Annotated in this window: 15 protein-coding genes and 1 pseudogene; 13 read left to right on the forward strand and 3 right to left on the reverse strand. The window is 42.5% G+C overall.

The window, feature by feature from the left end:
* The first annotated feature begins 149 nt into the window (after positions 1–149).
* Positions 150–728 carry an NADPH-dependent F420 reductase gene (locus tag AB1F57_RS05690; protein WP_167786401.1) on the forward strand — a complete coding sequence of 193 codons (579 nt, stop codon included), beginning with the start codon at positions 150–152 and terminating at the stop codon, positions 726–728.
* 699 nt (positions 729–1427) lie between these two features.
* Positions 1428–3205, forward strand: a pseudogene (locus AB1F57_RS05695) (reverse transcriptase domain-containing protein).
* A gap of 150 nt (positions 3206–3355) precedes the next feature.
* Here the strand turns inward: AB1F57_RS05695 and AB1F57_RS05700 are convergent.
* Positions 3356–3967: a TVP38/TMEM64 family protein gene (locus AB1F57_RS05700; RefSeq protein WP_167786402.1), complete on the reverse strand. Its 612-nt coding sequence runs from the start codon at positions 3965–3967 to the stop codon at positions 3356–3358.
* 217 nt (positions 3968–4184) lie between these two features.
* Entirely contained in the window at positions 4185–5096 is a 912-nt protein-coding gene (locus tag AB1F57_RS05705; protein WP_167786403.1) for a neutral zinc metallopeptidase, read from the reverse strand.
* A 125-nt stretch (positions 5097–5221) separates the two neighbouring features.
* Here AB1F57_RS05705 and rexB point away from each other — a divergent pair, with 125 nt between their 5' ends.
* Positions 5222–8590: an ATP-dependent nuclease subunit B gene (gene rexB, locus AB1F57_RS05710; protein WP_245170009.1), complete on the forward strand. Its 3369-nt coding sequence runs from the start codon at positions 5222–5224 to the stop codon at positions 8588–8590.
* Positions 8562–12650 carry a helicase-exonuclease AddAB subunit AddA gene (gene addA, locus AB1F57_RS05715; RefSeq protein ID WP_167786404.1) on the forward strand — a complete coding sequence of 1363 codons (4089 nt, stop codon included), beginning with the start codon at positions 8562–8564 and terminating at the stop codon, positions 12648–12650. The genes rexB and addA overlap by 29 nt, the downstream gene beginning before the upstream one ends.
* Positions 12651–12752: 102 nt before the next feature.
* On the opposite strand, the gene AB1F57_RS05720 is transcribed toward addA, so the two are convergent.
* Positions 12753–13706, reverse strand: a complete 954-nt coding sequence (locus AB1F57_RS05720) for a DDE-type integrase/transposase/recombinase (protein ID WP_367986254.1) — start codon at positions 13704–13706, stop codon at positions 12753–12755.
* Positions 13707–13902: 196 nt separating this feature from the next.
* Here AB1F57_RS05720 and dnaG point away from each other — a divergent pair, with 196 nt between their 5' ends.
* From dnaG to aguB, 9 genes are all read left to right on the forward strand, one after another.
* Positions 13903–15693 (forward strand): DNA primase, encoded by a 1791-nt coding sequence (gene dnaG, locus AB1F57_RS05725; RefSeq protein WP_170239347.1) that lies wholly within the window; start codon positions 13903–13905, stop codon positions 15691–15693.
* 2 nt (positions 15694–15695) lie between these two features.
* Entirely contained in the window at positions 15696–16814 is a 1119-nt protein-coding gene (gene rpoD / locus AB1F57_RS05730) for an RNA polymerase sigma factor RpoD (RefSeq protein ID WP_170239348.1), read from the forward strand.
* Positions 16815–17310: 496 nt separating this feature from the next.
* Entirely contained in the window at positions 17311–17634 is a 324-nt protein-coding gene (locus AB1F57_RS05735; protein WP_170239349.1) for a metal-sulfur cluster assembly factor, read from the forward strand.
* A 528-nt stretch (positions 17635–18162) separates the two neighbouring features.
* Positions 18163–19611: an aminotransferase class I/II-fold pyridoxal phosphate-dependent enzyme gene (locus tag AB1F57_RS05740; RefSeq protein ID WP_172016397.1), complete on the forward strand. Its 1449-nt coding sequence runs from the start codon at positions 18163–18165 to the stop codon at positions 19609–19611.
* Between the two features lie 2 nt (positions 19612–19613).
* The gene (gene speE / locus AB1F57_RS05745) at positions 19614–20474 is read left to right on the forward strand and encodes a polyamine aminopropyltransferase (RefSeq protein WP_024392685.1); all 861 of its coding nucleotides are present in this window, start codon (positions 19614–19616) and stop codon (positions 20472–20474) included.
* Positions 20471–21730: a saccharopine dehydrogenase family protein gene (locus AB1F57_RS05750; protein WP_367986255.1), complete on the forward strand. Its 1260-nt coding sequence runs from the start codon at positions 20471–20473 to the stop codon at positions 21728–21730. The genes speE and AB1F57_RS05750 overlap by 4 nt, the downstream gene beginning before the upstream one ends.
* Positions 21731–22858: a carboxynorspermidine decarboxylase gene (gene nspC / locus AB1F57_RS05755; protein WP_170239140.1), complete on the forward strand. Its 1128-nt coding sequence runs from the start codon at positions 21731–21733 to the stop codon at positions 22856–22858.
* A complete protein-coding gene (aguA, locus tag AB1F57_RS05760) occupies positions 22855–23958 on the forward strand; it encodes an agmatine deiminase (RefSeq protein ID WP_170239139.1) in 1104 nt (367 codons plus the stop codon). The genes nspC and aguA overlap by 4 nt, the downstream gene beginning before the upstream one ends.
* Entirely contained in the window at positions 23955–24830 is an 876-nt protein-coding gene (aguB, locus tag AB1F57_RS05765; protein ID WP_170239138.1) for an N-carbamoylputrescine amidase, read from the forward strand. Before aguA ends, aguB begins: the two co-directional genes overlap by 4 nt.
* The last annotated feature ends 7 nt before the right edge of the window (positions 24831–24837 follow it).

A 24837-nucleotide genomic window follows, 5' to 3' on the forward strand; every position in this document is an offset into this window, starting at 1 on the left:
CCCTCACTTTAACGAGGTAAGAAAAAAGAGTAAAAATATGCCAAATAGTGGGGTTTCCTCTTGCATTATTTTAAGATAAGGAGTACTATAACAATATAGTAATAACTAGTGATATTTTACTAGCTAATTTTAGAAAGGTGGCAATGATTATGGCTAATATTACAATTTTTGGTAAAGGTAAAATGGGTCAAACCATTGGAGGCTTATTGGAATCTGGTGGTCATACGATTGACTACATTGACTTAGAAGGGTTGCAAGGTCGCAAAGTGGCAGACATTGTTCTTCTTGCGGTTAGATATGATGCCATTGCTGGTTTGATTGAGGAAAATAAAGAGCATTTTGTTGGTAAGATTTTGATTGATATTTCAAATCCTGTTAACTTTGAGACTTGGGACGAGTTGGTAGTTCCAGCTGGTACCTCATCAGCAGAGCAAATCGCTGAAGAGTTGCCAGATACCAAGGTTATCAAAGCCTTCAACACCTCATCAGCCATGATGCTCCAAACTAAAAATGTGGGTGAGGGACATATACCAGTCGTTCACATGGCCTCTGACCATGACGATGCTAAGAAAGTATTGACAGACATTATTGCTTCCACTGGACTTGATTCTGTGGATGTTGGTGATTTGAAACGTGCGCGTGAAATGGAAGCTCTCGGCTTCTTGCAAATGCGCTTGACTAAAGATCAAAAAGTCAGCCCAACTGGTGGTTACTTGTTGATTAAGTAATGCCATTAAATTGATGGATAGGCCTCCATAGAGTTTGTCAACTCACTATCCTCAAAAGCGGCTGATAAAATTAGCTTAAAGCAAGGGTTCATTAGAAATTCTTGTTTTAAGCTTTTTATTTTTGGACAAGTAAAAACTCCTGAAAAGAGTTTATCCTTTCTAGGAGTTTTGGGATTATATACTAAAAATCGTGCGCTGTTAAGCGTAAAAATGTATCTCCCTCGCAGAGGGATATTATTGAAAGTAAATAATAGGAACAACTAACTAACCTAGCGGGGAAACCCAAAGGGGACAATAGCATGTTAGTAAAGCGGATAAGGAGTGAGTTACAACGCTTTGATGTGCCGCAAGTTCCGTAACCTATGGTTAAGGCTAAACTGCTTGAACATCAATTCTGACTAGGTGCAAAGCATCGCCCATCGGAAAGTAACTGAGACCGATGTTACTGTATATTCGTTGTTGTGATTTTGGACGAATAACTTTCTACAGTAAAAGAGCATACGATAAGTATGAATAAAGGAATGAGTGAGGAACCTAAGGGTTACTAGAACGTACATTTTTAACGAATAGCAGGATTGCCTAAGAGGGGAGACCCTTATGGTAACGGAGTCACCGTAGTAGTTTGAGCAAGGGAAAACCTTGTACATGGCGAAGGGTGACAGGTAATTTCGATTAGTTAGAAAGGATTAGGTGCGTGAGATGCGTACAGCCAAAACTATTTTAACAGTCATTCATGAACGTGGAAAACAAGATAAACCACTTGAAAGGGTTTATAAATTACTATTTAATCGTGAATTGTATCTAATAGCCTATGCAAAGTTATACCCGAATAACGGAGCAATGACAAAGGGTGTTACAGAGGAAACGATTGATGGTATGTCTATTCAAAAAATAGATAGGATTATTGAACAATTAAGACGAGAAACCTATTACTGGAGACCAGCTAGGAGAGAGTACATTCCTAAAAAGAATGGAAAACACCGTCCTTTGGGAATACCAGTATGGAGTGATAAACTTCTTCAGGAAGTGATTCGCATGATATTAGAAGCCTATTATTAGCCACAATTTAGTGAACATTCTCATGGTTTTAGACCAAAAGAGGGTGTCATACAGCTTTACAAGAAATTCAGACTTGGAAAGGGACACGTTGGTTCATAGAAGGAGATATCTCTAGTTATTTTGACACGATTGACCACGATGTATTAATCACTATGTTGTCTAGACAAATTCAGGATGGTCGGTTTATTAGGCTTATCAAAAATATGCTTGAGGCAGGATATCTTGATGATTGGAAGTTTCACAAGACTATTAGTGGAACACCGCAAGGTGGAGTTATTAGTCCTTTATTAGCTAATATCTATTTACATCAATTTGATAAGTGGGTCGGTGAAGAACTGATACCTCAATATACAAGAGGTAAAAAGCAGAAAGCAAACTCAGCCTATAATCGTTTGAGTAGAAGAATTAAATGCTATCAGGATAAAGGAGATTATAAAAAAGCTCATCAGTTAATTGTTGAGAGAAGAAATCTCCCTTCAGTTGATACTTATGATACCAGCTATCGGAGATTAAGATATGTTCGGTATGCGGATGACTTTATTCTAGGCTTTACAGGTTCAAAAGCTGAGGCAAAGGCTATAAAGAAGCAAATTGGAGACTTTTTAAATACTAAGTTATCTTTGGAACTTTCTCAAGAAAAGACTTTGATTACCCATGCGACTGGAGAATCAGCTAAATTTCTGGGATATGAGATAAAAGCACAACGTGTCAATGATTATATTGATAACAAAGGGAGACGGAGTGCCAATGGTGTTATCGCATTATTTGTACCTGCATCAGTTATTGAAAGCAAATGCCGCCAATACATGAAAAATGGTAAAGCTATTCATCGTAATAACTTATTGCAGGATGATGACTTTAGTATCGTTCAAACTTACCAACAAGAATATAGAGGGCTGGTTCAATATTATATATTGGCACAAAATTTGTCATGGTTCTCAAAAGTCTATTGGTATATGGAAACATCACTCCTTAAAACATTAGCATTTAAACATAAGTCATCCATTAATAAAATGTTAGCTAAATATAAGACTACCACAACTAGCACGAATGGCCGAACTGTGCCGTGTTTACAGGTAGTTGTGCCTCGAGAAGATAAACCTCCTCTAGTTGCAACGTGGGGTGGCATTTCACTTTCTTATAAAAAGAAAACTGTAATAGAAGATGCTCCGTATCAAGTTTATGGTGGTCGAACAGAGCTTATCAAGCGATTACTCGCAAATAAGTGTGAGCTATGTGGAAGTGAGGAGAACATAGAGGTACATCATATCAGAAAATTAGCAGACTTGAACAAACACAATGGGAAATTAGTTCCAAAGTGGAAAGAAGTCATGTCAGCAAGACGTCGAAAAACGCTAGTGACCTGTCGGGATTGTCACCATGCGATACATAATGGTTCAATAAATACACGTTTATGAAATGAAATTACTGGAGAGCCGGATGATGCGAAAGTATCATGTCCGGTTCGGTGGGGGGATAATGGAAAAGGGGTCGCAATGACTACCTCGCTAGTATCCTACCCTACATAAGGGGATGCAGTTCGCTAAGAGACTAAAAGCTGATGGATATTATAAAAAGGTGTTGTTAATAAATAACATGCTTTCATAGCTGATGAGTGTGTAGAGGTAAAGGGTAGCGGGTTTGGCTAAAAGTGTTATCCAGAAGAAGCGTTTAAAGGATATCTTGCTGAGTCCTGCGACCATACATAAAAAATCATCGGGGAAGCCAGGTAGGACAAAGGCAGCTATGAGAAAGTACTCAAAGTGACGTCCGTGGTTTAGTTTAGCCATATATTTCTGATAGATTTGGTCGGATACAAAAGATTTGACGAAGCTTTCGCCATAATGTCTTGAGAGGTAAAAGCTCAATAGAGATCCTGAACAAATACCGATCACATTATAGATGAAGCCATAAACAGGTCCAAAGATAGCATGGCCAAGAACGCATGTCATCCCTCCAGGGATCACAGGATAAATCACTTGGATGACCTGTAGTAGGATAAATATCAAAGGTCCGAACAGACCCATTTGGCTAATGAAGGACTGAAAAGGGCCACCGACAACAAAAAGTTGTGAATGTGTTTTGACGTAAAAGAGGGTGATCAAGCTGACAAGAATGCCAAGAATACTGATTATTTGGATCATTTGTCGGTTTGAAAGTGGGAAACCTGTTTTTAGCATGAAGAGACCTCTTGTTCTACAAAATAGGGGTTAATTTGTATCAATCATATCAGGAGAAGGTGTATTTGGCATCAGACCTTAGACTGATTGTGGATAGAAATGGTTGCTAGGACATGTGCAGTATCATAATAAAAAGAGCAAGACCGAATCGGGAAAGTTTCTCCTTTTGGTCTTGCTTTTTTGTGTTTGAGTGGTTAATTGAGGAATATTTGGTTTCTTATAAGTCGCCGTAAGCGCCAGAGAAAGTGTTACCGTTTTTGATATTACCATATTGGTACCCCTTATCAAACCAACGTTGGCGTTGTTCGGAGGTTCCGTGCGTAAAGCTGTCTGGGACGGCACGACCGTAGGCTTGCTCTTGTAGTGTATCATCTCCAACGGCATGCGCGGCTTGCATGGCTTCTTGGACATCTCCTTGCTCAAGTAATCCTTCACCTTTGACATAGTTAGCCCAGGCACCCGCATAATAGTCGGCCTGTAACTCCAAGCGAACGTTTAATTGGTTGGCCTCAGCTTTTGACAATCCTTGGCGAGTCTTATTGTACTCGGTCATGGTGCCTAGTTCGTTTTGAACGTGGTGACCAACCTCGTGAGCGATAACATAAGCCAAAGCAAAATCACCTGCTGCACCGTAACGATTAGAAAGTTCATCATAAAAAGTGAGGTCTAAATAGACTTTTTCATCAGCTGGGCAGTAGAAAGGACCAGATGAGGCTTGCCCAACACCGCAGGCAGTTGTTGTCTGATCAGTATAGAAAACAAGCTCTGGTTCTGTGTAGTTTCCGTAACCTTCTGCTTGAAACTGTTGATTCCAGTAATCTTCTGTAGATCCTAAAACCTTACTCACAAACTCTGCATCTGCATCGCTAACAGTGGTGTCCTTTTGTTTGGTGATTTGATTGGACTGATAAGACTGACTATTACCACCTGTAAAGATCCCAGAAAGGGTACCACCACCTCCGAGTAGGACAAGGAGAAAGATCATTAGGAGCTTACTTTTCCAAGATCCTCTTGAGAAGAGAATGGATAGGAGGGCGCCCCCTCCTACGGATCCACGACTGGTTCCATAAGATGGCTGACCTCGTCGATCATCAATATTTTTACTTTTACGTAAATTATCAATTTTCATACTGCTTATCCTTTACTTTTTCATCTACTGTCATTGTATCAAAAGTCTGTCTAAATAGCTCTCTTTCCGCCATGAAATACCAGGAATTTTTGTTATAATGAGAGCAGATTACTAATTTAGGAGACATGATGCAATTATTTTATACTCCGATTTCAACTGATTTGACTGAATTACTCACACAAAAAGCTAACCAATATATAACTGAGGGAAAGCGAGTCTTTTATATTGCCCCCAACTCGCTGTCTTTTGAAAAAGAACGGAAGGTTTTAGAGTACCTACCTCAAAAAGCGACTTTTCAGATGTTGGTCACGCGCTTTGGTCAAATCCCTAATTATTTTATCCTACCTAAAAAAGGGGAAGGTGAAGCCCTGGATGATTCGGGGCTTAGTATGCTCTTGTATCGTGTCCTACGACAATTACCTGATCAAAAGCTACCTGTCTTTGGGCGTATTCAAAATGATCCGGGATTTATTGAGCAACTTCTGGATCTATACAAAGAATTAGCTAATAGCCAACTAAGCCTTGATGATCTTGATGTTTTGGTTGATAAAAATTCTCCATTAGACAAAGTCTCAGAGCTAAAAATGATTTTAGGGGCTTTCTTGGGAGAGCTGGATAAGGAAGAGTTGGCATCAGACAGTAAGTTACAATTTTTCTTACGGTCTTTGTCAGGTGATGCCTTAGATGATCAACTCAAAGATGTGGTTTTTATCATTGATGGGTTCACGCGTTTTTCTGAAGAAGAAGAACGTCTCATCGAGCACTTACACCCCAAAGCTGCCGATATCATCATTGGAACTTATGCTAGTGAGAAGGCCTATCAAGCACATATGCTGTCGGGAAATGTGTACGAAGCCTCTGTTTCTTTTTTAAGAGATTTAGCTGTACAATATGGTGTTAAACCTAGTCCCCTAGGTGGCGCAAAAGACACGCTATTTTCAAGGGTTTCTACGGCCTTTGAGCAGTCGTACACCTTTTTGGCAGAAGACAAGCACCCGGCCTGGACAAAGGCAGAGAAAGAGGCTCTACAGATCTGGGAAGCACCCAATCAGAAAAATGAGATTGAAGCCGTTGCTAGGGACATTCGTCGCAAAATGAGAGAAGAAGGAGCTGATTACAAAGATTTTCTTCTGTTATTAGGTGACGAGTCCTCCTATCAACTACCTTTAGCGCGTATCTTTGCACAATTTGACATTCCCTTTTACTGGGGACGCTCAGAAGCCATGGTTAATCACCCATTAGCGCATTTTTTGATGACTTTGGAACGTGTTGTGACCTACTATTTTCAGCGAGATGATGTTTTAAACTTGATCAAATCTGGTCTTTTTGGCATGTTTTCTCAGCGGGACGTGGATGTCTTTGAAGACTATTGTCATTTTGCAGATGTTTCAGGGAAACACTTTCAGAAGCCTTTCAAACACAACAGCCATCAGCGCCTTAGAGAGGCTAATGGTGAGACAATAGAAGTAGCTAAATATGATTTGGCGCGATTAAATCAGATACGAAAGCAGATCATTAGCCCACTTCTCAAACTAATGACAGACCAAGATGATCGTGATCTCTTTGGCGCACTAATGACTTTCTTTGGTGACATTGATTTGGTGTCCAATTTTAAACATTTGGTCAGAGATACTACTGTTCAAGAACTAGAGCAACACGAGCAAGTTTGGAAGAGCTTTGTCAGTTTATTAGAGCAGGCAAGGCGCATCTTTAACAAACATGAGATGTCTATACCAGAATTGATCACCCTCTTATCAGATGGCCTGAAAAGTAGTCACTACCGTACAATTCCAGCAACCGTAAATGTCGTCAAGGTGCGTTCCTATGATTTGATTGCTCCTCACTCCAGTCCCTATGTTTATGCGATTGGGTTGACACAGGCCCATTTTCCTAAAATTGTCCAAAACAATAGCCTTCTGTCCGATGCTGACCGTCATATCATTAATGAAAGAACAACGAGTACGGGGCGTTTAGAGATTGTAACAAGCGATAACCTTAAAAAGAACCATTTTGTTGCCATCTCTCTTCTCAATGCGGCTGAAAAAGGCTTGGTTCTGTCTTATCCTCAGTTGATCGGTGAGAGTCAAGATACTGTTTCTCCTTATTTGAAGCGTCTTGTTGAACAGTTGGGACTACCTCTGACAAAAAAACAAAGGTCTCTTCAAACGATTGAGCCCGACGATCTCGGATCTTATAAGGAAGTGCTCGCTCGCTTGGTGGTGCTTAATCGTTCGCAATTGTTAGATCGCCTCTCACCTGAGGAGGTGACTTACTGGAGTGTTCTCGGGCGCGTGATTAGTAAAGAGCTTGCTACTAACGGTATTAAGCGAACTGCCATTTCGAAAGAGGTGTCCTCTCGACCTTTGTCACAGGATGTTTTAGAGGTCCTCTTTCCTCCTGAAAAGCCAGTCTCCTTGTCTGCATCTAGCTTGGCGCGTTTCTACAATAATCAGTATCTCTATTTTGTTGAGAAGGTCTTAGGGCTTCAACAACAAGAAAGTATCCATCCAGATGCGAGAAGTCATGGTAACTTTTTACATAAGGTGTTCGAACGCGCTCTGGCTAACCAGGAAGTAGGCTCTTTTGATGATAAATTAGAAGCAGCGCTTAGGGAGACGCGGGAAGATCCTACTTTTAACGCCATTTATACGAAAGATCAAGGCAGCCTCTATTCGCGGGAACTTCTAGAAGGAATCGCTCGTGCAACAGGATCACTGTTTGGGCACAATGATCATATCCGTGTGAGCAGACAGGAAGCCCCTTTTCAATTGTCCTTAGCGGGTTCTAGTCATGCCTTAAAGAATCGTGAGATCGTCGTCACAGGGATTATTGATCGTGTGGATCAACTTTATACAGGAGATCAGCCGGTTGCCTATGGCGTCATTGATTACAAATCGAGTCATCAGCGCTTTAGATTAGACGATTTTTACAATGGTTTGAGCCCACAATTGATGACCTATCTCCTCGCCTTACAAGAAGGTAAAGACCGACAAGGCAACACCTTGTTTCCTCGTTTGGATTATTTTGGAGCTATGTACTTGCAGATGCAAGAACCTTCGGTGACCTTAAAAGAACTTTCGGCATTTGGTAAACTTCCTCAAAAAATTAAGGAAGAGTTGCGTTATGATGGTTTATTTCGTGAAGAATTTTTAGACTTTCTTCCACAACAAGATTATAAGTACAGTCGGAACCGTCAAGCAGTGGTTTATGATGAAGCCGAATTGGCAACTCTAATCGCTTATGTCAAATGGCAGTACCAGCAAGCAGCAGAAGCCATTTTACGTGGGGAGTTTGCTATAAATCCTTACACAAGAGATGGCAAGACAGTATCCGGAGAGCAGCTGAATGCTCTAACGGGATTTGAAGCAGATCTACATTTAGGACAATCTCGACGGTTGGAGACACTGACCGCAAATCCTTCTCAAAAGCGGCAGCTAATAATGAACAAAATTCAAGAGACAGTGAATGAAAATGGAGGTGATTTCCGTGTTTAAGCCCTATTTAAAACCGGAAGATGTCTTGGCTCTACAAGAAAAGGAGCAGGAGCTTCCTCAGGGTGTTCAGCGCAGAACACCTGAGCAAATTGAAGCCATCTATAGTCATGGTCAAAATATCTTAGTATCTGCTTCCGCTGGTTCTGGTAAGACCTTTGTTATGGTTGAGCGCATTGTTGATATGATAATGCGAGGGATCAATGTAGATCAGCTTTTCATCTCAACATTTACCGTTAAGGCGGCGACAGAGTTAAAAGAGCGGCTTGAAAACAAACTGCAAAATGTTCTGGCTAGCACCGATAATCAGGTTCTACAAGCTCATTTAACCTTGCAATTGTCTCAAATTCAGACAGCAGATATTGGGACGATGGATGCTTTTACGCAAAAATTGGTGACGCGATATGGGTACTTACTAGGAATTTCACCACGGTTTTCAATCTTGCAAGATGAGACGGAGCAAGTGATGCTCAAGGATAAGGTTTTTGACGATTTATTTGAAAGGTATCGGACAAGTTCTCATCATCAAACGGTCTTTAATGACTTGGTGAAAAACCTGACGGGACGCGCTAAATCAAACCGCGCTTTTCGTGACGTGGTCTATCAGCTCTATGCCTTTTTGCAAGCCACAGATGATCCTCAAAAATGGTTAAGAGATGTCTTTATTAACCGCTCTGCTTATGAAGCTAGAAGTTACTATCCCAAGAATGCCTTAGAAACTGTTGCTGGCGACCTTGAGCAAGCACGACTCTATTATCAAACGGTATTAAGTCAGCTAAAAGTGGCCTTGGGACAAAGACAGATGGCATTGGCATACGAAGTTTTAACACAGATCGCTTTTAAGGCGACTGTACTTGGTGCTAAAAGTGACTACGTTGAAGCGATGACTCTGCTGGAGCGCTATAAAAATATTGCTGTGGATCCATCACAGGTTAGTGCTGATACGCTACTAGCAATAGAGGCTAATATAGAGGCTTTACTCAATCGTCCACCTAGTCTGACCAAAGCAGGAAAACTAGACAAGGTTTCAAGTCAAGTACAGACCTTGGCTGGTCAAAAAGTTTCCTTATTGAAGTTGTTACACCAAGGTGAGATGACAAAATTCGTTGACCTTTTTGATCAAATTGGTTTTGCAGCAACACATCTAAAAACCTATCAACTGGATCATTTTTTAAACCACTACCGTTTTTCAGATTTGACAGAAGATGATATTATCCCCAGTGATATCACAGTCATTGAGCGCCAATTAGATACCTTATTTGGTCAGATAGATACTTGCTTACAGGAGATGTTAGACGATGTGAGTCAGGTATCTCCTGAAGATTTTGAAACGCAATTTGTATCATTAGAGGAGTCCCTCCATCAGCATTTTGACCGTTTCTTTACGAAAAAAGAGTGGGAAAGCCAGTTTCCCAACATTCAAAGCTTTCAGCGACTTTATGCGATGATTAGCATTATCTATGATGAACAGCCTAAAGCTATTTCCTTATTAGAGGTGCTGGTGGCCTTTCTAGGGGATTTTAGTGAGCATTATTTTGCTTTGAAAGTTCAGGAAGCTAGTCTTGAATTTTCAGACATTGCACATGTGGCGATTAGGATTTTAGAAGAGCATGACACTGTCCGACAAGCCTTTCAAGAGCAGTATGTTGAAGTCATGGTTGATGAATATCAAGACAATAGTCCTATTCAAGAACGTTTGATGGAGCTCTTAGCCAATGGGTATAATCGTTTTATGGTGGGTGATGTGAAGCAATCAATTTATCGCTTTAGGCAGGCTGATCCCATGATCTTTTTGGATAAGTTTACCCTTTACCAATCAGACCCTCAAGCTGGGAAATTGATTGTTTTAAAAGAAAACTTTCGTAGCCATCAAGAGGTTGTAGCAAGTGTCAATATGGTGTTTAGCCATTTGATGGATCCAGACCTTGGTGAGATCCATTATGATGCCAGTCAAGAACTTGTAGCAGGAGATCCTAAAAAACAAGTAGCATCTCCTGAACTCAAGACACGCTTTTTAATTTATGACTCTTCGCAGGATGCACAAGAGGATGTCACCAGTTCAGAAGACACCCCAGAAACGGAACTTTCAGCAGGTCAGATCGATCTGGTTATTCGCGAAATAATGGCTTTGAAAGCTGCGGATGCAGACTTTGATTTCTCTAGTGTAGCCTTATTGGTTCCCTCACGAACGCGAAATACAAGTATTTTGAAGCGTTTTTCAGAAGCAGGTATTCCCTTGGTGGCTGATGATGGTGTGATGAATTATCTGAAATCAACAGAAGTTATGATTATGCTAGAAACCTTGCGCACGATTAATAATCCCTTGAATGATTATGCGCTGGTCTCGCTTCTAAAATCTCCTATGTTTGCCTTTGATGAAGATGATCTAGCTCGGATCGCTGTTCAAATCCAAAAGAACCGGATGAGTGATTTCTACCAGAAAGTCTTGCAGGCTCACCAAAAAACTGGCGATCACCCTGAACTTATTTCAGCGGGTCTTTTTCAAAAATTAGACCAGTTTTTAAATTGCCTCAATTCTTGGCGCGACTATGCTAGAACACACTTGATCCATGAGTTAATTTGGAAAATATACAATGAGCGCTTCTATCTAGATTATGTTGGGGCCTTGCCTAATGGTTTGCAGAGGCAAGCGAATCTTTACAGTTTGGCACTGCGCGCTCATCATTATGAACAAAATGGTTATCGTGGTCTGACGCGATTCATTGCCAAGATTGATCATATTTTAGAACATGACCATGATTTGGCTGATGTCGTGGTAGCCCTCCCTAAAAATGCTGTGCGCTTGATGACCATTCACAAGAGTAAGGGCTTGGAATTTGATTATGTTTTTGTGCTCAACTTAGACCAAAAATTTAATCTCAAAGAGGTCTCTCATACCAAAGCAATTGCTCATCCCAAGCAGGGAGTAGGTATGCTTTACCAAGCTGATCTTACTAATGATGAGCGTTTGACTCAGCTCTCTGGACTTCCTCTCAAGGTGAGTATCGAAACATTGCCTTTTCAAACGAACAGAGATCTGATCTTGAAGGCTAGTCTTTCAGAGGAAATGAGACTCCTATATGTTGCTATGACTCGGGCAGTTAAGCAATTGTACTTGGTGGGGACTGCTCAAAAAACAGATCACATCAGTTCTAGTGATTACCAAGAGCCTGTATTACCTCTAGGGTTACGCGAGAAGGGACGTTCTTTCCAAGACTGGCTTCTAAGCTTATACAAAGCCTATCCTCAAGCTTTTTCACAAGTTATTGACGTGGTTTATGACACGGTGGCAGTTCCACAGATGTCAGAGGAAACGACTCTTGATTTAGAAGACCTACGGTCTAATCGGCAATCTGAAGACATTGTCAAGGCTCTCGACAATCTGAAACAAGTTCAAGCTTATAACGATTTACATGCTGCGGGTATAGAATTGCCTAGCTTAAGAACGCCTAGTCAGCTTAAGAAAGCTAAGTTGTTCGACCAGGAAAGTGTTGAGTTGACTGCTGTGAGTTCGGCTTCGACAGAAAAGGTCTTACCGGATTTTCAACTGCCAGATTTTGCAGCTGATAGGCCACTAAGTTCTGCGGAACTAGGTTCTGCCCTACATCATCTCATGCAGCGCTTGGACTTGACCCAAAGAGTAACGACTAATCGGATCTTACAGGCGCTACATCAGATGACGGATAGGCGTGACATTTTAGACAAAATGCCAGTCCGCAAAATTGAGGCATTCTTTGAAACCCACTTGGGACAAGAGTTGTTAACTCATCGCGAGCAACTTCATCGTGAAGCGCCTTTTGCGATGTTAACAGATGATGTGGCCAGTGGTGAATCTTTTGTGATTCGTGGGATTATAGATGGTTACCTCCTCTTGGGAGATAGCGCTATTTTATTTGATTATAAAACAGATAAGTATCAGGACAAAGAGGTCATCGTTGACCGCTACCGCGACCAAATGGCACTGTATGAACAAGCCCTAAAACAAGCTTATTCTATTAAAACCATTGAAACCTACCTCATTTTGTTTGGAGGTGAGCGTTTGGAGGTTGTCTTGGTTGACTAATCTTAGGATATTATGTTATTGGTGATGACCGAGGCTATGTACCTTTGTCAATGATGTGAGACCTAAAATGTTATTTTGAAGCTATCCATTTGTTAAGCTTTACTAGGAGCTAGCTCCTAGTAAAGCTTTTCTGATATCGATAGGAGATTTCCATCCTAAAGTTTGCATAGGGAGCCGATTAGAACGATAAAGATAGGTTTTCATCTGCTTGATCAGATCGTCATAGGAATAGAAGGTCAAGTGCTGATAGAAACGTCGATTGTCATTTCGATGACTGCGTTCAACCTTACCATTATGTCTGGGTGTTCGAGGACGAATCAGCTTGTGCTCAATGCCCAGTTCCTGACAAAATAAGTCTAGTGGGTGAACTTGTTTGGTTTCTTTGAAATGAGTGAACTCAAAGCCATTATCCGTTTGGAGGATTTTTGGTTTGTATCCAAAGTGTTTAATAGCCATTTTGAGAAATTGAACCGTTGAGTGGGACGACTGCTCTTTGAAAGGGAATATAAAGCGTTCTCGACTGGCCTCATCAATGACGGTATACTGGTAGAATTTGTCAGGTAGTTTTCCTGTGTAGCAGTGAGTCGGGACGTATTTGACATCCATCTGCCACTTGATACCGAGTTTAGTCGGCGTGTCATATGGTTTTGGGACATAAGGTTTTTTCTTTGTTTTAGGGGATTTGAAGAAGTCCAGTTTTCTCAAGATTCGAAAGAGTGAGCAAGGGTGTCTATCATATCCCTTATTCGTTTTGAGCTTGTAAAAAATTTCGATGAGGGTTGCGTTTGGATTTCTTTTGATGCAGTTTTTAATCCATGTTAGCTCTTGCTCGGTTTGAGCCTTTGGGTGAGGTGTTAGAGGTCGATGGGATCGATTTTTCAACGATTCTTTAGTTCCATCAAATCGCTTATTCCAGCGCATGAGAGAGGCTTTTGAAACTTTGTAACGTCGACAGATGAAGGCGACAGAGGCACCATTTTGGTAGGTTTTAACAGCGTGGTAGCGTGTTTCTAGAGTATGTGGTAAATAGCGAAGATTTTGTGATATACTAGTCATGAGAAGATTCCTTTTTGATGAGTGGTGGTACTCTTATCATATCAGGGAATCTTCTTTTTGACTTCTAGAAGTCTCACATCTATTGTAACGCTACATTCAAGTAATATGTCTCGAACATTTTACATTTCTAGAAATTTGTTATACAATATAGAATGTTAAAATGTGTGTATTCTCTGTATTTGTAAGGAGGTGACCGATGGTATCAAAAGAAAAAATCAATGATATTAAACAGGCTGTCAATATTGTTGATATTATCGGTGAGTCGGTTGCCCTGACCAAGGCTGGACGCAATTTTCTGGGACTTTGTCCCTTCCACGGTGAGAAAACTCCTTCCTTCAATGTGGTGGAGGACAAGCAATTCTATCATTGTTTCGGCTGCGGAAAGTCAGGGGATGTCTTCAAGTTTATCGAGGAAATCCAGGGCGTGACCTTTGGGGATGCGGTACAGATTGTCGCTCAAAAGGCGGGAATTGTCCTAGAAACCAGTCCGCAATTTCAGCGGGCTGAGAAAGTTGCCAATCCCAACCAGGTTCTATACGATATTCACACTGAGGTGGCTAAGTTTTATCATGCCTTGCTCATGACGACCAAGATGGGAGAGGAAGCGAGAAACTATCTCCACCAGCGTGGCCTGACAGATGAAGTCATCAAAACCTTTCAAATAGGCCTGGCCCCTGACCAGCAAAATATCCTCTATCAAAAATTGTCCAGCCAGTTTGAGGAAGGGGCCCTCTTGCAATCGGGTCTTTTCCATCCTGGTGACCATAATAGAATCTATGATTCCTTCCACGGTAGAATTATTTTCCCCTTGACCGACGAATACGGTCGGGTTATTGCCTTTTCTGGTCGTGTCTGGACAGAGATGGACCGGGAGAATAAGCAGCTGTCCAAGTACAAAAATTCGCGTAGCACTGCAATTTTCAATAAAAGTTACGAACTATATCATTTGGATAGGGCAAAAGCTGTCATCAAGAAACAGCACGAGGTCTATCTGATGGAGGGCTTTCTGGATGTTATTGCGGCCCATCGTGCAGGAATTGAGAATGCTGTAGCCTCTATGGGAACGGCTTTGACCAGTGAGCACGTGACCCACCTGTCTAAGTATTGTAAGAAGATTGTCCTGACCTATGATGGTGATAAGGCGGGACAGGCTGCTACCATTAAGGCTTTGGACGAATTGCAGGATTTCCAAGTGGAGATTGTCAGTCTGCCAGATAATATGGACCCCGATGAGTTTTTGCAGAAGAACTCTGAGGTGGCTCTTGAGCAGGTTTTGACCAAATCGCGCATTAGTGCGGTTGAGTTTTTAATCAACTATCTCAAGCCGGATAATCCTGATAATTTGCAGATGCAGATTGATTTTGTGGAAAAAATTGCCCCTATCATTGCCAAGGTTCAGTCTATTACGGCCCAGAATTCCTATATCTACAAGGTAGCAGACCTCTTGTCTGATTTTGACTATGGTCAGGTGGAGCAGGCGGTCAACAACGTTCGCCTCACGCACCGCCAGCAACGCAGTCAGCAGGCCCAACAGTCCTTTTCTGAGGCAAAAAAATTGCCGGGCCTGCAGGTTGTTCCGCGAGTGACTAGCCTGGTTCGGACAGAAAATCACCTGCTCTATCGGATGGCTGAACATCCCTACATTCTCAACGAATTTCGGCTGAGAGAGGATTTTGCCTTTGCGACGCCTGATTTGGAGGAACTCTTTCAGCTCTTGAAGAAGAATGGTGAGATTTCCAGCTTTGATTTATCCCAAGTCAGTGATAGTGCCCAACAGGCCTGGTACCGGGTCCTGGAAGAACGCTTGCCAGAGGAGGTTGCTACTCATGAAGTAGAGGAATTACTGGTCAGTCGGGATCGAGAATTGCTAAAAAAAGAAAACCAGCATGCTGCACGAGCCATTCGTGAGCATTCCCATGTGGGAAATACAGACATTGCCCTTGATGAGTTGCAAGAACTCCTCAATCGAAGAAAACAAATGGAGTAAAGATGACAAATAAAAAAGACAAGAAAAACGAAGTGACCACTTTTGATGTCCAAGTTGCAGAATTTATCCGCAACCATAAAAAGCAGGGTTCTGCGTCAGATGACGAAATCAATGACCAGCTTGTCATTCCTTTCACCTTGGATGCGGACGGGATCGATGACCTTCTTCAGCGTATCCAAGACGCAGGAATTTCTATTGTGGATAAGGAAGGAAATCCTTCTGCGCGTGCTATGCAGGTAGAGGAAGAGCCAGAACTTTCTGATGAGGAATTACTTGGCAGCAACTCTGCCAAGGTCAATGACCCAGTCCGCATGTACCTCAAGGAAATCGGTGTTGTTCCCCTCTTGACCAACGAAGAAGAGCAGGAATTGGCGCTTGCTGTTGAGGCGGGCGATCCTGAGGCCAAGCAACGTTTGGCTGAGGCCAACCTGCGTTTGGTGGTATCTATTGCCAAGCGTTATGTTGGTCGTGGTATGCAGTTCCTTGATTTGATTCAAGAAGGCAATATGGGCTTGATGAAGGCCGTTGATAAATTTGATTACTCGAAAGGGTTCAAATTCTCGACCTATGCGACTTGGTGGATTCGTCAGGCCATTACCCGCGCCATTGCGGACCAGGCTCGTACCATCCGTATTCCTGTGCACATGGTGGAAACCATTAACAAGTTGGTCCGTGAGCAACGCAACCTCTTGCAGGAACTTGGTCAAGACCCAACGCCAGAACAAATTGCTGAGCGTATGGATATGACGCCTGAAAAAGTGCGTGAAATTTTGAAAATTGCTCAAGAGCCTGTGTCTCTGGAAACGCCAATTGGTGAGGAAGATGACAGCCATTTGGGGGATTTCATCGAGGACGAAGTAATTGAAAATCCAGTTGATTACACAACCCGCGTCGTTCTCCGTGAACAATTGGACGAGGTTCTGGATACCTTGACTGACCGCGAGGAAAATGTTCTCCGCCTGCGCTTTGGACTGGATGATGGAAAAATGCGCACCTTGGAAGATGTGGGCAAAGTCTTTAACGTAACCCGCGAACGCATCCGCCAAATCGAAGCCAAAGCCCTCCGCAAACTCCGCCACCCATCCCGCAGTAAACCACTTAGAGATTTTATTGAGGATTAAAAACCTCCGGGGGAGGTTTTTAACGCCTGCTTGAAAATAAGAGAGCAGGCTGTCTGGGAGACAAGATCAACCGCTCCCCTTGAAATAGGAAAAGGAGCGTATGCCATTGGTACTTATCAGGTCGTTCGCTTAAAACTCGAGAGCGAGATGAGTCTAATGGATGTTTAGCGCGAGGATGCTGACTTTCGTCAGTTTTATTTCCCACTTTCAACAGTCTCTCCCCAGACTGTTGAAACCCGCCCGAAAATAAGATAGTGTGCTAATGTCCGGTGAACTACAAGGATACTGATTTCCGTTAGTCTTAGAACGTAGACAAAATATGTTCTAGGTAAATAAAGTAAGTAGCTCTGCTAAGAAAAAATCAAAATTTAGTTTATTTTGTGAGTGGAGCCCAAAAGAGACCTTGTCTACAAACTCAGACTGACTTCCGTTAGTCTTATTTCCCCGGGCTGTTGATACCAGTTATATTTTTAGCAAAGAAAGAGAGTGATTGAAAATGGCTTATACAGAAGATCAGATTAAAGACGTTCAGGAGCGTATTTTTCAAGCTCTTGAAGATGTGATTGACCCAGAACTTGGGATTGATATTATCAATCTTGGTTTGGTCTACGAAATTCGTTTTATTGATGGCAAAGCTGAAATTGATATGACTTTGACCACAATGGGCTGTCCCTTAGCTGATTTGATTACAGATCAAATACATGATGTTTTAAAAGATGTCCCAGAAGTGACTGAAGTGGATGTGAGACTGGTCTGGTCACCGGCTTGGACTGTTCAAAAAATGAGTCGTTATGCTCGTATTGCATTAGGAATTAAGTAATATAGATATGTGATGGTTTCGAACGTTCGAAACCATTTTTTAAAGAATGTTGGTTGTTTTTGAATAATATATTACAAATTCTACTTGTCAAAGGGCAGTTTCCGTGTTACAATAAACAGGCCTAGGAAAAGTAGCGATACCTATTCTAGCAAATATCAGACCTATATGGGACAGAAAATTGTCATAACCAAAGCCTACGGACAGGCGGGTCGAATGCCGAAGCGTGGCGAAAGCCACATTATTGATTGAGTTAAAAGCTCAAATTTTATAAGTTGATTTTAGGGTTTACCCTAATTCTTACATCAAATTTTAGTGTGGTGAAAGCACACGTCATCTTGTGAAACGGTCAATAAAGTACGTATATATTTGCACTGGAGAGTAGGAAACGGTAGGCACATAAACTCAAGAGAAGAATAAAAAACGTCAATAACGATTGTAGAGCAGGATTTTACCCTGCTCTTTTTACTTGTTTAAAAAGGGCAAAGATAAGATGTTGTACTATAAGTAAAAGCAAAGGAGTTTTTCTACATGAAAAATCAATACCAGGCCCCAATTTATGAGGGATTGGTCAAATTAAGACGCAAACGGATAGTTCCTTTTGATGTTCCGGGTCATAAACGGGGACGCGGAAATCCAGAGCTTGTTGAGCTTCTAGGTGAAAAGTGTGTTGGCATTGATGTCAATTCCATGAAACCCTTAGATAATTTAGGGCATCCTGTTTCGATCATTCGTGAAGCAGAAGAATTGGCAGCGGAAGCATTTGGAGCCAGTCATGCTTTTCTTATGGTTGGAGGAACTACATCTTCAGTCCAGACCATGATTTTAGCAACATGTAAGGCAGGGGATAAAATTATCCTTCCTCGAAATGTTCATAAATCAGCCTTGAATGCTTTGGTTTTATGTGGGGCTATTCCTGTTTATGTTGATATGACCGTTCAGCCAAGGATTGGAATTGCTCTTGGACTGGAGAACGATGCATTTGCACGGGCGATTGTTGAGCATCCAGATGCAGTCGCAGTTTTGATAAATAATCCAACTTATTATGGTATTTGTTCGGATGTAAAAACTCTCACTGAGATGGCCCATAAAGTTGGTATGAAAGTTCTAGTGGATGAGGCTCATGGGGCTCACTTGCATTTTTCTGATCAACTTCCTTTATCCGCTATGGATGCTGGTGCCGATATGGCTGCTGTTTCCATGCATAAATCAGGTGGTAGTTTGACACAAAGTTCCCTTTTGTTGGTAGGGCCTGAAATGAATGTTGAATATGTTCGTCAAATTATCAACCTAACTCAGTCTACTTCGGCATCTTACTTACTTTTGTCTAGCTTAGATATTTCAAGGAGAAATCTGGCTCTCCGTGGGAAAGAGTCTTTTGAAAAAGTCATTGAAATGGCTGAATATGCTCGTCGTGAAATCAATGCAATTGGCGGTTATTATGCCTATTCAAAAGAATTGATTGATGGACAGTCTGTGTATGATTTTGATGTGACAAAACTTTCTATTTACACACAAGGTATTGGCTTAACTGGTATCGAAGTCTACGATCTTCTGCGAGATGAATATGATATTCAGATTGAATTTGGTGATATTGGAAATATCTTGGCCTATATTTCAATTGGAGACCGTTTGCAAGATATTGAGCGGTTGGTGGGTGCTTTAGCGGATATCAAGCGCTTGTATTCACGTGATGGTTCTGATTTAATTTCAGGGGAATACATCCAGCCTCAATTGGTCTTATCCCCTCAGCAAGCATTTTATGCAGAACGTGAGAGTCTCTCGCTACAAGATGCTGTTGGACAGGTTTGTGGGGAATTTGTTATGTGCTACCCGCCTGGCATTCCGCTTTTGGCACCAGGTGAACGAGTGACCCAAGAAATTGTAGATTATATTATTTTTGCCAAGGAACGTGGCTGTTCTGTTCAAGGAACAGAGGATCCAGATGTTAATTTTATCAATGTGATTAAGGAGAAATAGGCATGGAAATGTGGTTTTCAGAAGTTCAAACACCTGATGTAAAATTGTCCATTCGCACCAGTCAACAACTTTATGCTGGAAAAAGCGAATACCAAGATATAGCTGTGTTGGACTCGCCAGCCTTTGGAAAAATTTTAACTCTTAATGGTCGTGTTTTATTCTCGGATGCTGATGACTTTGTTTACAATGAGATGGCAGTACATGTACCAATGGCAGTTCATCCAAATCCTAAGAAAATCTTGATTTTAGGTGGTGGAGATGGTGGAGTTGCTCAAGTTCTCAGTATGTATCCTGAAATCGAACGCATTGATGTAGTAGAGCCAGATGAGTTATTGGTTGAAGTGTGTCGTCAGTATTTCCCAGACTATGCATCAGGACTTGAAGATGAGCGTGTAGAGGTTTATTTGCAGGACGGCCTGCGGTTCTTGCGCAATTGTGAAAATGAATATGACATTATCATCAATGATGCGACAGATCCATTTGGACACACGGAAGGGTTGTTTACCAAGGAATTTTACGGTAATGCATACAGGGCTTTGAAGGAAGATGGCATTATGGTCTACCAACATGGTTCGCCATTCTATGATGAAGATGAGTCGGCTTTTCGTTCCATGCATCGCAAGGCTAGTCAATCATTTCCCATTAGTCGTGTCTATCAAGCCCATATTCCAACTTCAGCAGCAGGTTATTGGTTATTTGGATTTGCTTCTAAAAAATACCATCCAATTGAAGATTATGATAAGGAAAAATGGAAAGCGCGCGAGCTTTTTACAGAATATTATACAGCTAACCTTCATGTGGGAGCATTTCTCTTGCCCCGCTATGTTGAAGACATTTTAGAAGAAGAGGAGAAAAGAAAATGAGTCGTTTATTAGTCATTGGTTGCGGTGGTGTAGCCCAAGTTGCCATCAGCAAGGTGTGTCAGGCAGAAGATACTTTCAAGGAGGTCATGATTGCCAGCCGTACCAAGTCCAAGTGTGATGATATGAAGGCTGCCTTAGAAGGAAAAACTTCGGTAAAAATCGAAACTGCTCAAGTGGATGCGGACAAGGTGGAAGAAGTAATCGCTTTGATTGAAAGCTACCAGCCAAAAGCTGTTTTGAACGTTGCCCTCCCATACCAAGATTTGACCATTATGGACGCTTGCTTGGCGACTGGTGTGGACTACATTGATACAGCCAATTATGAAAGTGAAGATACTGAAAATCCTGAATGGCGTGCTATTTACGAAAAACGTTGTGCTGAAGAGGGCTTTACAGCCTACTTTGATTACTCATGGCAGTGGGCTTATAAGGAGCGTTTTGAACAAGCAGGGCTGACAGCACTTTTGGGCTCCGGATTTGATCCAGGTGTGACCAGTGTATTTTCTGCTTACGCATTGAAACACTATTTCGATGAAATCCACTATATCGATATCTTAGATTGTAATGGAGGAGACCACGGCTACCCATTTGCGACCAACTTTAACCCTGAAATCAACTTGCGTGAGGTTTCAGCACCAGGTTCCTACTGGGAAAATGGAAAATGGGTGGAAGTCGAAGCCATGTCCATCAAGCGAGAATATGATTTCCCAGAAGTGGGTCAGAAAGACATGTATCTTCTCCACCATGAAGAAATTGAATCTCTAGCTAAAAATATTCCAGGTGTGAAGCGGATTCGCTTCTTTATGACCTTCGGTCAATCCTACTTGACTCACATGAAATGCTTGGAAAATGTTGGTCTCTTGCGGACTGACCCAATCAACTTTAATGGACAAGAAGTAGTGCCTATTCAATTCCTCAAAGCCCTCTTGCCTGATCCAGCCAGCCTTGGCCTACGTACTGTTGGGAAAACCAATATTGGTTGTATTTTCACAGGGGTCAAAGATGGTGTGGAGAAAACCATCTACATCTACAACGTATGTGACCATCAAGAGTGCTATAAGGAAGTCGGTTCACAGGCTATTTCTTACACAACTGGTGTTCCTGCTATGATTGGAACCAAGCTGGTCATGGATGGAACCTGGAAAAAACCAGGTGTATATAACTTGGAAGAATTGGATCCAGATCCATTCATGGACTTGCTCAATCAATACGGATTGCCTTGGCAGGTAGTAGAAAATCCAGTTTTGGTGGACTAAATGAGAATTGATCAAGTCCCAACACCAGCTTATGTCATTGACGAGGCCAAGCTGGTCAACAATTTAGAAATTCTCAAGTCGGTCCAAGAGCGCACAGGCTGTAAGGTCCTTTTGGCCCAAAAAGCCTTCTCCATGTATGCCACCTATCCGCTCATCAGCCAATACCTAGCTGGAACAACTGCATCAGGACTATATGAAGCCAAGCTGGGTCGTGAGGAGTTTGGGGGCGAAGTCCATGTCTTTGCTCCAGCCTTCAAGGATGCGGATTTGGAGGAGATTTTGGAAATTGCGGACCATATCGTCTTTAACTCAGAGCGCCAACTCCGCAAGCACGTGGACAAATGTCGAGCAGCTGGAGTCAGTGTTGGCCTGCGGATTAATCCAGAGTGCTCGACCCAAGGTGACCATGCCCTCTACGATCCCTGCGCAGCAGGTTCTCGCTTCGGTGTTCGTATTGACCACTTTTCAGAAGACCTGCTGGACTTGGTGGACGGTCTGCATTTCCATACCCTCTGTGAGCAAAATTCGGATGATTTGAAAACAACCTTGGGTGCTGTTGAGGCCAAATTCGGTCCCTATCTACACCGTATTAAATGGCTCAATATGGGCGGAGGCCATCATGTGACCAGAGAGGATTATGATCTGGACTTGCTGATTTCCTCTATTCAGCACATGCAGGAAACCTATGGATTAGAAGTCTACATTGAGCCTGGTGAAGCCATTGCCCTCAATGCAGGCTATTTGGTGACAGAAGTTTTAGATATCGTTGAAAATGGTATTGAAACGCTAGTGTTAGACGCATCAGCCACCTGCCATATGCCTGATGTCTTGGAAATGCCTTATCGCCCACCGCTTCGTCATGGCTTTGAGGCAGGTGAAAAGGCCTATACATACAGACTATCTTCCAATACCTGTCTGACGGGCGACATCATCGGCGATTATTCCTTTGAAAAGCCAGTGGAGATTGGTGACAAGCTCTATTTTGAAGATATGGCTATTTATTCCTTTGTAAAAAACAATACCTTCAATGGCATTGGGTTACCTAGCCTAGCCATCATGGACAAGGCTGGCGACTGCCGTATTATCAAGGAATTTGGATATGAAGATTTCAAAGGGAGGTTGTCATGATAGAAAGTCCAAAAGTGGCTGGCTACCGCATGCCTGCTGAGTATGAGCTCCACCATGGTACCCTCATGGTGTGGCCGACTCGCCCAGGATCCTGGCCCTTTGATGGTCAGGGGGCTAAAAAAGCCTTTAGCCAGGTCATAAAAACCATTGCTGAAAGTGAGCAGGTATATCTCTTGGTGGATGAGGCACACCGTGAGGAGGCTCAATCCATGTTGGGGGCTAGCATCACCTACCTGGACATCCCCACCAACGATGCTTGGGCGCGGGATACAGGTCCGACGGTTTTGGTCCATGAAAATGGCAGAGCTTTGTCTGTCAATTGGGCCTTTAACGCTTGGGGAGGAAGCTATGATGGTCTTTATCAGGATTATGAGGCAGATGATCAGGTGGCTAGTCAATTTAGTCAGGCCATCGGTCTGCCAGTCCACGATGCCCATCCCTTTGTCCTAGAAGGCGGAGCCATCCATAGCGACGGTGAGGGAACCATCTTGGTGACAGAATCCTGTTTACTGAGCCCAGGTCGCAATCCTCATCTAACCAAGGACCAGATTGAGCAAGTGCTTCTAGATAGTCTAGGTGCTGAAAAGGTTCTCTGGCTTCCATACGGAATTTTCAATGATGAAACCAACGAGCATGTGGACAATGTTGCGGCCTTTGTTGGTCCAGCTGAGATAGTTTTAGCCTGGACAGATGATGAGGCAGACCCCCAATATGCCATGTCCAAGGCTGATTTGGACTACTTGGATGAGCAAGTAGATGCTAAGGGCAGAAAGTTGACCGTCCATAAACTGCCTATTCCAAAACATCCTATTCTAGTAACAGAAGAGGATTTGCTAGGCTATATCTATGAAGAAGGGGAAGAAGAACGGACTGCTGGCGAACGCTTGGCGGCTTCCTATGTGAATTTTTACGTCAGCAACGGTGCGGTTTTAGTGCCCCGGTTTGAAGATGAGCATGACGCGCAGGCACTGCATCTCCTAGCGCAGCTTTTTCCAACCAGAAAAGTCGTCGGCATACCAGCCCGCGACATCCTGCTAGGAGGTGGGAATATTCACTGTATCACCCAGCAGATTCCCCGATTTAGAAAGGAAAACAAATGAGAAATGTTACTGTAGCAGCTGTGCAGATGCAGTGCAGTCAAGAGGTGACGGATAATCTGGCAACTGCAGAGCGTTTGGTCAGACAGGCTGCTGGTCAGGGAGCGCAGATTATTCTTCTGCCGGAACTCTTTGAGCGTCCTTATTTTTGTCAAGAACGCCAGTATGATTATTATAACTATGCCAAGTCTGTAGAGGAAAATGATGCTGTTCAGCACTTTATTCCTATCGCCAAAGAATTACAGGTGGTATTGCCTATTTCCTTCTATGAAAAAGATGGAAATAGCCTCTACAATTCCATTGCGGTCATTGATGCGGATGGTAATGTTTTGGGAGTTTACCGTAAGACTCATATTCCTGACGATCATTATTATCAGGAAAAGTTTTACTTCACACCGGGAAATACTGGGTTTAAGGTCTGGGAAACCCGCTATGCCAAGATTGGTATTGGCATCTGTTGGGACCAATGGTTTCCAGAAACGGCTCGTTGCCTGGCTTTGAACGGGGCAGAATTGCTTTTTTACCCAACAGCTATCGGCTCAGAGCCAATTTTGGATACAGATAGCCAAGGACATTGGCAACGTACCATGCAAGGACACGCTGCGGCCAATATCATGCCAGTTATTGCAGCTAACCGAATTGGCTTGGAAGAAGTGCAGCCATCTGACGAAAATGGTGGACAGTCTTCTAGCTTGTGTTTCTATGGTTCCTCTTTCTTGACTGATGAGACAGGAGAACTTTTAACAAAGGCGGGACGTGATGAAGAAGTTGTCCTGCTTGCAACGTATGATTTGGATAAGGGAGCGCGTGAACGTTTGGATTGGGGACTCTTTAGAGACCGCAGACCACATATGTATCGACGTATTTCGGAATAAAAGACAG

Source organism: Streptococcus nasisuis (assembly GCF_040836615.1).
Classification (GTDB): Bacteria; Bacillota; Bacilli; order Lactobacillales; family Streptococcaceae; genus Streptococcus; species Streptococcus suis_V.

Bases quoted from the DNA above. Each gene is read 5' to 3' on its own strand.
- AB1F57_RS05740 (WP_172016397.1), top strand. From the start codon at position 18,163: ATGAAAAATCAATACCAGGCCCCAATTTATGAGGGATTGGTCAAATTA.
- AB1F57_RS05735 (WP_170239349.1), top strand. From the start codon at position 17,311: ATGGCTTATACAGAAGATCAGATTAAAGACGTTCAGGAGCGTATTTTT.
- AB1F57_RS05720 (WP_367986254.1), bottom strand. From the start codon at position 13,706: ATGACTAGTATATCACAAAATCTTCGCTATTTACCACATACTCTAGAA.
- rexB (WP_245170009.1), top strand. From the start codon at position 5,222: ATGATGCAATTATTTTATACTCCGATTTCAACTGATTTGACTGAATTA.
- AB1F57_RS05690 (WP_167786401.1), top strand. From the start codon at position 150: ATGGCTAATATTACAATTTTTGGTAAAGGTAAAATGGGTCAAACCATT.
- AB1F57_RS05750 (WP_367986255.1), top strand. From the start codon at position 20,471: ATGAGTCGTTTATTAGTCATTGGTTGCGGTGGTGTAGCCCAAGTTGCC.
- nspC (WP_170239140.1), top strand. From the start codon at position 21,731: ATGAGAATTGATCAAGTCCCAACACCAGCTTATGTCATTGACGAGGCC.
- AB1F57_RS05705 (WP_167786403.1), bottom strand. From the start codon at position 5,096: ATGAAAATTGATAATTTACGTAAAAGTAAAAATATTGATGATCGACGA.
- speE (WP_024392685.1), top strand. From the start codon at position 19,614: ATGGAAATGTGGTTTTCAGAAGTTCAAACACCTGATGTAAAATTGTCC.
- dnaG (WP_170239347.1), top strand. From the start codon at position 13,903: ATGGTATCAAAAGAAAAAATCAATGATATTAAACAGGCTGTCAATATT.
- aguB (WP_170239138.1), top strand. From the start codon at position 23,955: ATGAGAAATGTTACTGTAGCAGCTGTGCAGATGCAGTGCAGTCAAGAG.
- rpoD (WP_170239348.1), top strand. From the start codon at position 15,696: ATGACAAATAAAAAAGACAAGAAAAACGAAGTGACCACTTTTGATGTC.
- aguA (WP_170239139.1), top strand. From the start codon at position 22,855: ATGATAGAAAGTCCAAAAGTGGCTGGCTACCGCATGCCTGCTGAGTAT.
- AB1F57_RS05700 (WP_167786402.1), bottom strand. From the start codon at position 3,967: ATGCTAAAAACAGGTTTCCCACTTTCAAACCGACAAATGATCCAAATA.
- addA (WP_167786404.1), top strand. From the start codon at position 8,562: ATGAAAATGGAGGTGATTTCCGTGTTTAAGCCCTATTTAAAACCGGAA.